This window comes from Roseovarius aquimarinus, assembly GCF_043661195.1.
GTDB lineage: Bacteria > Pseudomonadota > Alphaproteobacteria > Rhodobacterales > Rhodobacteraceae > Roseovarius > Roseovarius aquimarinus.
The window spans coordinates 1-7,936 of sequence record NZ_JBIHMM010000009.1; the positions used below are offsets into that span (position 1 = coordinate 1).

At 53.0% G+C, this 7,936-nt stretch carries 3 protein-coding genes; all 3 read right to left on the bottom strand.

Going from position 1 to position 7,936, the window contains the following annotated elements; genetic code table 11:
- Positions 1–16 precede the first annotated feature (16 nt).
- The 3 genes from ACGRVM_RS16310 to ACGRVM_RS16320 all read right to left on the bottom strand — a co-directional run bounded on the left by ACGRVM_RS16310 (position 17) and on the right by ACGRVM_RS16320 (position 7,588).
- A complete protein-coding gene (locus tag ACGRVM_RS16310; RefSeq protein WP_377173341.1) occupies positions 17–685 on the bottom strand; it encodes a hypothetical protein in 669 nt (222 codons plus the stop codon).
- Positions 686–975: 290 nt separating this feature from the next.
- Positions 976–4,479, bottom strand: a complete 3,504-nt coding sequence (locus ACGRVM_RS16315; RefSeq protein WP_377173345.1) for a type ISP restriction/modification enzyme — start codon at positions 4,477–4,479, stop codon at positions 976–978.
- 13 nt (positions 4,480–4,492) lie between these two features.
- Positions 4,493–7,588, bottom strand: coding sequence for a helicase-related protein (locus tag ACGRVM_RS16320; RefSeq protein ID WP_377173343.1), 3,096 nt, complete (start codon positions 7,586–7,588; stop codon positions 4,493–4,495).
- Positions 7,589–7,936: the final 348 nt, after the last annotated feature.

Here is a 7,936-nt window from a genome sequence, read left to right on the forward strand (position 1 = left end):
CCGCTACAAACCTAAACTATGAGTTCTGCGTAACCACAACTCTCAGAACACTAATGCCGCCTGGATTGACATCCTCGATCGTCTCGAAACCATCAAACGGAGGTTGCCAACCGTAACCAGTCCGCTGGCCTCTTGAGCCTTGACGTCCTACGGGATCGCTTAGATACGCCATTGCTGTAACCCCTCTCGGCGACGAGATAGAGTCTAGTGTCGGCGCGTGATTAAACGCCTTTTTATATGTTTCCTGTAGTAGCAGATCGACCACCTGGCTCCAATCATCACTACCAGCTGGAACCGCGACGCGCCCCAACGATCGAGCACTGCCGCCGATCATGCGGGCAAGAAATTCCCCAAATGTTGGGTCTCTTGCGATGCTAACTGGGGTCGGCAGGGCGTCATGTTGTGTCCAAGTAGGTGGGCGGCCCGCCGACTTCCTGAAGTGCCGATCGATAATTCCGAAGCTGCCGGAATGACCATTCCCAGTGCTGCTCAAAGAATAGACACGGTTCCCATACGCAGCTTCACGGAAGTTGAAGCATGGCCAGTTCTGATAAAGATGAAGTTGCTTTTTGCTTGAAGATCCGTTCAACGACACTCGCTTGGCCTTTGATGCCATTTTCGCTTGTATCAGACTTGCCTGTCTCTTGGTGTAGCCGCCCCGATCAATATAGTCGGTGACAATCATGAGGTCTGCGAGTTCACAACCAGTTTTGGTTCCCGGAGGACCGTGAAACTCGACGACGGGTGAAGCGTGGCAGAAAACACCGTGGATCTGTAGAGAGCATCCGCAAGAGGCTAGCAGTGGTGACCATGCTGCCGCTATGCTAGGAACACCCCCAAGAGTGATTGCGGCCACAAAGCCAACTTCAGTTCGTGGCTTGGCCTTCATCCCAAGTGATCCGTGCAGCAGGACTCGATCCACCACCGCATCTGCCGATGACGTCAGAGAAGCCAAGAGGCTCGGCTTCATTGCAATCATGCGTCCACTTGAGACTCCATCTTGAACGCGCCGGGCCAGCCTCCGTGCGTCTCGATCACCTGATCTATCTCCGCCATTAGGCGACGGGTTTCGGTAAGGGCCGTGACTGCGCGGCGATAGTGTAGTATGTCCTCATCTGTCAGGATAAGACCAGGGTGAGGTTTCTTTCCACCCTTACCGGCGCGGTCCTTCAGCCATTTTTCGCAGACCTGATAGCCGCCGACGTGAAACTCCCAAGTCTCCTTTGGTACATCTTCGAACCAGCGATTTGCGTTGATCATCACCTTGCCGTTTTCGTACTCAGGGTATCCCCTTTCCACCCGCGCCTCGCCGCTTCCGGCAAAGCGGATACCGGGCGACTTTAAGATAGGTGACTCCTCTGGGCGCAGAAGGTGCAGGGCCACAAGCTGGCGGCCTAGTACGGCCAGGGCTGCAAAGGCCGCGCGGGTTGCGGGAGCGGGGACGCGCGGGAAGTCGGACTTCAAGAACTCGGCGTAACGGCTGCGATAGCCGGGGCTGTGCAGTACGGCATAGATGTAATCAAACAGATCGCGAGGTCCGAAAGACTTTTCCAGATCGCCGCGCCCGTCCCAAGGGGTCTTGAGCAGACCGAGCTGTTCGGTCTTCTGGCGCTGGAAGTCTGGGCCAAAGCTCTGCTGTTCGCCCCGAGGGATTCCGTCCTCGTAGGTCAGATCGAGGGCCTTGCCGAAGACTTGGGCAGAGTTTCGATTGATGTTTGGACGGCGCAGACGCTCCCCGGCCGCAATCTTTGACCACAGCGGGAACACGTATGCATTAGTTGACGATTTCGAGGACAACGATGTCCTGTCAACCCGCCGCTCAACGACAAGGCAGTGGGCAAACTCTAAGTCATTGATTGCGCGAGAGACAGTTAGAGCAAGGTTGCTGCTATCAAGCTGCGATTGCACTTGTTCCCTAAGGATCGTGAGAACTCTTTTATCCAGAATCGTATAGCGCTGATCAAACGGCCTGTAAGATACCTTCGCAATAGCGGCCTTCCACTTTCCCTCCCTCGCGAATTTCTTTGCTGCATCATAGTCCCACTGACCGGTTTTGCAGGTGCGATACAACTCAGCTATTGCCGTACGAGATGCAGAGTTCGCCAGATCATGCATCCTTGAATCGAACTGAGCCTCATCAAAAGCTATTGCAAGCTCGTCTTGCTGAGAAGTGAACCCGGTAGACCAATACACCTCCTTATCTGCATGCCGGTTTCCAGTGCCGAAAAAATCAGGAATATCAAAACCTTGCTGATACTCAAAACTGAGTCCGCCCATCGGCCAGAAAAAGAAATTAGGGGGAATCGGTGGCGTATCTTTGGAATGGATCATGCTAAGCGTGGTATTCAGCATCCAGTCCATCTTGTATTCGAGCGAACCTTCTACGCTTAGATACTTAGCTTGCTGGGCGGCTTTCTTTGCGAAGCCAGAGAATAGCCCTATGCCAACGCCAGTCATGATCTCAAACACGGGCTCGTCGACACCTTCGACGCCATCTCTACGAACGCTGCCATTAAGGTTCAGAACACGAATTTGCTCAAATGATGCGTAGAGTGAGTTTCTCAGATCCCTAGGTTGGGTGCCAAGCATATAGCCGTGACCGGTGATCATACCGACCACGCCAGACAGCGATCGGTCTATCCTTGTCTGCGCATACCTCAAGAACTTAATGTAGTCATTGGAAAGCGATTGAATCTGGCTTTCTTCTTTCCTTACATTCTCTTTGTAAGGCTCACATAGATCAGTGATCCATTTCCCCATATTGAATGACTTGACAGAATATGGTGGGTTCCCGACTACCACGGTAATGGCTATCTTATCCTTTGCCACGTTGGCTTGTGCGGCCTCGTGTGCCAGAGCAAAAGACCTCATTCGCTCCTCGAGGTCCAGATCGCGGGCCGGTTCCAGCGCGTTGGTCAAGAAGATGCGAGCCCTCTCCTCTGAACCGAAGTTGTAGCCAGTTTCCGAAAGCTTCAGTCCCACCTTCATGTGCGCGATGGTGTAGGGTGCCATCATCAGCTCGAACGCCGTCAATCGCGGCAGCAGATGCGCGGGGACATAGGCGTTCCAGGCGGCCTTGATCTCAGCCGAGGATTTCCCCTGCCCTTTCCAGTATTCCCCCATCCGCTTGTGGATCAGGTCGATCACCTCGACCATAAAGGTGCCGGTCCCGGTGGCCGGATCTAGTATCTGGACGAAAGGCGCGTCAGGCTTCACATGCGCCGGAAGGGTGATCCGATCGTTCCGCGCCGCAACCTCTGCCCAAGTGCTGGTATCGGCCAGCCCGAGGGGTAGCCCGAACTCCGTACGCAAAATTTCATCCACGCCGCGAACGATGAAGTTCACCACTGGGCGCGGAGTGTAGAAAACACCACGCTGCATCCGCTTCTTGGGATCGTATTCCTTCAGGAAGAGCTCATAGAAGTGTATGACCGGGTCTTCTTTGGGATTGCGGTCGCCGAAGTCGCGCAGGACTGCAGACATATTGGCCTCGTTCAGCACATCGACCACATCGCGCACGCCGAGTTCATCGAAGTCGAGACCGCGCCGCTTGTCGCGCCCGCCGATATTGAGGAAGTTGCCGAACAGTTCCTTCAAGAATGGATTGGTGGGCGGAACCATGTCAGCCAGATTGTCGGCAACAATGCCCATGGGCCGCGAAATTCGCGCAGCCAGCATACCGTAAGCGATGGTCTGGGCGAACATGTCCGCAAAGCCGTCCTCATCCAGATCATGGATCAGGTTCTTGCGGAAGGCCAAGAGCATGGTTCGCATCGGGCCAGTGTCATCTTCAGCTATCAGCAGCTGATTGACCCGCGCCCTGATGTCAGAAGCCAAGTCGGCGAGCCTAACAGCCAGATCTTTTGATGTTTTGATGGTTTCGTTCAGCCGCAGTTCAAAGGCCGAAGCCCAGGCCTTGCGCCAGGCCTCAGCGTCTTCTTGATCATCAGGCCATGCCAACTTCTCACGCAGGGTACTTGCCACATACTCATGCTTCAAAATCGTGTCGCGGGCATTCCAGCCAAGTACCTTCATTACCGGCAAATCGCCCGTCGCCTTGCCGTCTGAGAAATGGATAAAGGCCAATTCCCGTGCACCTGACTTACCGAAACTGGCAGCGAAGATCAGGTCACTCTTGTCCCAGGTACGTCGATCTGTCGGCTGTGTGCCCGCGCGTTTCTTTACGACCAATGCTTTCAAGATGCGCCGCAGCACAGTGATGGGGATTACCTTGTCCTCCATCGAGATAAAGAAGATCCCCCATGGCTGGTTCGTTGCCAGAGGGCGCAGTTGATGTATCTCGCGGATCTTCGCGACCTCGTCTTTCTTGAGCCCGAGTTCGCTGGCCTCGTATTCGAAGACCACGTCATCAAAGCCGTAATCCTCACCGATCGGCCATTCAAGCCCGTCACGGAGAAGCTCAACCAGCTGCTCGAAATTCGACACCTTGTTCAGGTCAGAGGCGGTAATCCTGCCCATCAATCAATCACCCTCAATTCAATTCCATCCAAGCCTTCAGGATTGGCTTCACGCCGACCGGTGCTTGAACTTTTCGCAAGTATGTTTTCGCAATGTGCTTCTCGACGGACTTTCGTGTCTCCGAGAGCTTTTCCTGATCGATGATTACGCGTCGGGGTGTTTCTGGATCGGAGCGCACGAAATCCATAATTCGCGAGGCATCCTCCAAGATTGCATTACTTTCTAGGTCTGCGAGGTACCACTTCACGTCGCCCGCATAAGCGGACCAGACGTCTTGCCCGTTTTTTTCCGAAGCTTCACGGTCATGGGCCGGTCTTGAGTAGCAGAAAAAGACCGCACGTGCGCCTCGCTTTGAGTGCTGTTTACCGGAAAACACAGAGTTAGGCAGGCCGGACAGCTGCGCCTCCAGTTCTGGATCACTTGCTAGAAGGTCCTGCCATTCCAGATGCATCTGCTCATCTGGGCTTGCTGTTCCTTCATACTGCTCTGCGAAGTTGCGAAGATCTTCGTAATCATCGTCTTCGCGCAGAAGCTTCTTGCCTTCGATGCCGAGCGTTTTTGAGATGCGAAGCGTCTTGTGCGAAACTCGGTTATACAGACGCAGGAGGTCGTCCAGTTCATCAGGGGGCAAGAAGTTCCAATAGCCAACGGTCCCCCGAAGGTTCTTCTGGTCTGGGTGATCAGCGAGAATCCTCTTTTCAATCTCCGGGTTCATCCGTCTATCTACTCGGCCAATCCGCTGCATGAGACGCACGGGGTTCCAGTGCAGATCGTAGTTGATCAGCCGGGTCGCATCCTGAAGGTTCAGACCTTCTGAGAGGACATCGGTTGATATCAGCACCCTAATCTCGCTCAAGTCGCGACGCGCAAGGTCTGCAGAGCTCGACTCGTTGTAATATGGAGCGAACCGCTGGATGACGTGCGATCTATCTCCCTTGGTCCCACTGTCGATCTGATCAACGCCATCGATACCTGCCTCTTTCAGCTGCTTGGCAACATAGCGGGCAGTTTCTCCAAACTCCGAAAATATGATGACCTTCTGATCTTTTAACACAGGCTCATTTTTGAGCAGCTTCTTGAGCTCGTTTAGTTTTTTGTCTTGAGAAGGCTTGAGTTTTTCAAGCTCGTTCAAAAAGTCCGCCAACTGGTCCAAGTCCTGGATGGTGTCATGCACAATCTTCTCAATATCGAAGTCACCACGGTAAAGCTTTTCAACGGCATCCCGCAGTTCCTCTGGATAAAGGTCTTCTTCTCCTTCCGCCTCATCCAAGAAGTCAAGCTGCGGCTTATATCCGATCAACTTTCCATTGCGCCGCTTCCAACGCTCAACCGCGTCTTTTTCGTGATCAGATGAAACATTCACGTCCAACCAAGCCAGAAGTTTGTATAGCAATCTCCAGCAAGATAGACGAAACGCTTCTGCCGAGCTTTCAAAGCGCTTTAGAAAGTTCGTTCGGATTAGAGCGACAACCTGCTTCCGGCGGCCTTTTTCCATGGCAGGAATGATTTCCGGATCATCTCCTATGTAGTATGCATACGGGTTATAAATGCCCAAGGTGAATAGGGGTATGCGCTTGTGAAAGGCGTCGGCCACCATATCGAGAAGTTTTCCGTAGGTCTGTTTGACAGAGTACTCCGCGACCTTTGGTTTTCGTGGTTCAGGAAAGACAACGCCACTTCCTCCTTCGCGCTGCATGCTTGCCTTCACATAACTTCTGCTCCGCTGTACGACGAGCGCGTCGAAGAGTGAGTCAGTTGAAAACAAGTCACCAATTTCGGCTGCGTTAATCTCTGCAACCTCCTGATTGTCATCGGAACGCAACTGGCGCTCTATCGATCGCTCCAACTGTCGAATGTGCCCTGCCAGCGAGTGAATGCCGAGCGGAGCATCGGCGAAATGGTCTGAGTGGTGCCTTGAGAATAGCTCGACCATGTGTTGGAAATCTAACAGACTGTTATTTATCGGCGTGGCGGTTAGCATGAAGATGTCCTTGCCTTCCGAAAGGTCGTACAAGTGCCAGTATCGAGACTTACGCTTGGCATCCACGTCACCACGTGTACCAGTGTTCCTAAAATGATGTGCTTCATCGATGATGATCACATCTGCTTGGGCTTTAACCTGTTCTAGCTCTTCCTGCATTTTGTCACGCATCAGATCAGTATGGCTAAAAATCTTGAGCCGACTGAAACCCTTGAAGACTTCCGGTAGCCGGTTCCTAAGCTCACGCTCCCAGACAGGCGACTTTGCAGACTTCGGGACGAACAAAGCGACATTCTTGTTTTCGTACTGAACAAACCTCTCAATCAGCATCAGGCCGATAAAGGTCTTGCCCAAGCCGACTCCATCACAGAGAAAAGCGCCGCCATATTTCCCCGCCCGCTTCAGCAGTGCGCCGTATCCGTCACGTTGGTATTTCGCGAGGATCGGATAAAGCTGTGAGGAGTTTTTCTCCCACTCAGTAGCGGTCTCTTCATGTCCGGCGAAATAAAGCTGCATCGATCGTGTGTAGACATCGAACGGGGTATAATCGCGCGTGTGGCGCTCAATAGTCTCTAAGACCTCCGCCGAAACGTCCTCAGCTTCTTCCCAGCGTTCCTCATACCAGTCCTGTAGAACGGCAACTGGAGTACCCGTGATTTGGACATTAAGTTCGATATTTTGCGTAAGCCCGGGGACCGTGAAGTTTGAAGAGCCAACCAATGCGGACGACCCGACCACTTCAAGCCGCGCGTGGGTAATGTAGGCTTTCGCGTGGAACTTGTCTTTTCTGTATACCCGGCACTCAATTTTGCCCGATCGGATCGCCTCAACGATCGCAGGAACCCCTCTGAGGAAATGGTTCTTGTCCTTCTCCTGCTCGATACTTTTGTCAAGGCGGGACGCAATCTCCAGCAAGCCTACCTCAAATGCGCGTTTAGTGCGCTTCGAGACCTCGTCTCCCATCAGAAGCCGGATTTTATCGACCTTTTGCCATTCTTCGCCAAGAGCAAGCAACGAACCAATCTCAAAGTAACCAGTCGCAATGTCGATCGACTTGGATAATTGGCACCAGTCATGGAGGTACCTAAGTGCTTTCCAATCGTCTGCACTGTTGTCGACGATGAACAACTCGCTGCCAGCCCTATGGCTTTCTCTTTTTGGCATTTTCTCGCCTCAATTGCACAGATCATGTCGTGCCTACTAAGGATTAGACCATCCTATGATGCAACCCTAAGCTCCTGATTGGCAACGTGTGCTCGGTCTATTTGTTTGCGTCAGTCAGCATGTTTGGGATGTGCCGGAGGTCATCCTGACAACGAGATGCCGCTTCCACCTGAAACGGAGCAGGTACCTCGTTCAGGATACTTTGAATGGGAATCACGCTTTGGGTTTCAGTTCAGGTCCCACCATCATAGGACCCAAGTGCTCAACGGGAAATGATCGGTTCAGGACTTGCTCTTAGCCTTCTTGCTTCTC

Coding starts and splice junctions, on each gene's coding strand:
- ACGRVM_RS16310 (WP_377173341.1), bottom strand. CDS start 685: ATGATTGTCACCGACTATATTGATCGGGGCGGCTACACCAAGAGACAG.
- ACGRVM_RS16315 (WP_377173345.1), bottom strand. CDS start 4,479: ATGGGCAGGATTACCGCCTCTGACCTGAACAAGGTGTCGAATTTCGAG.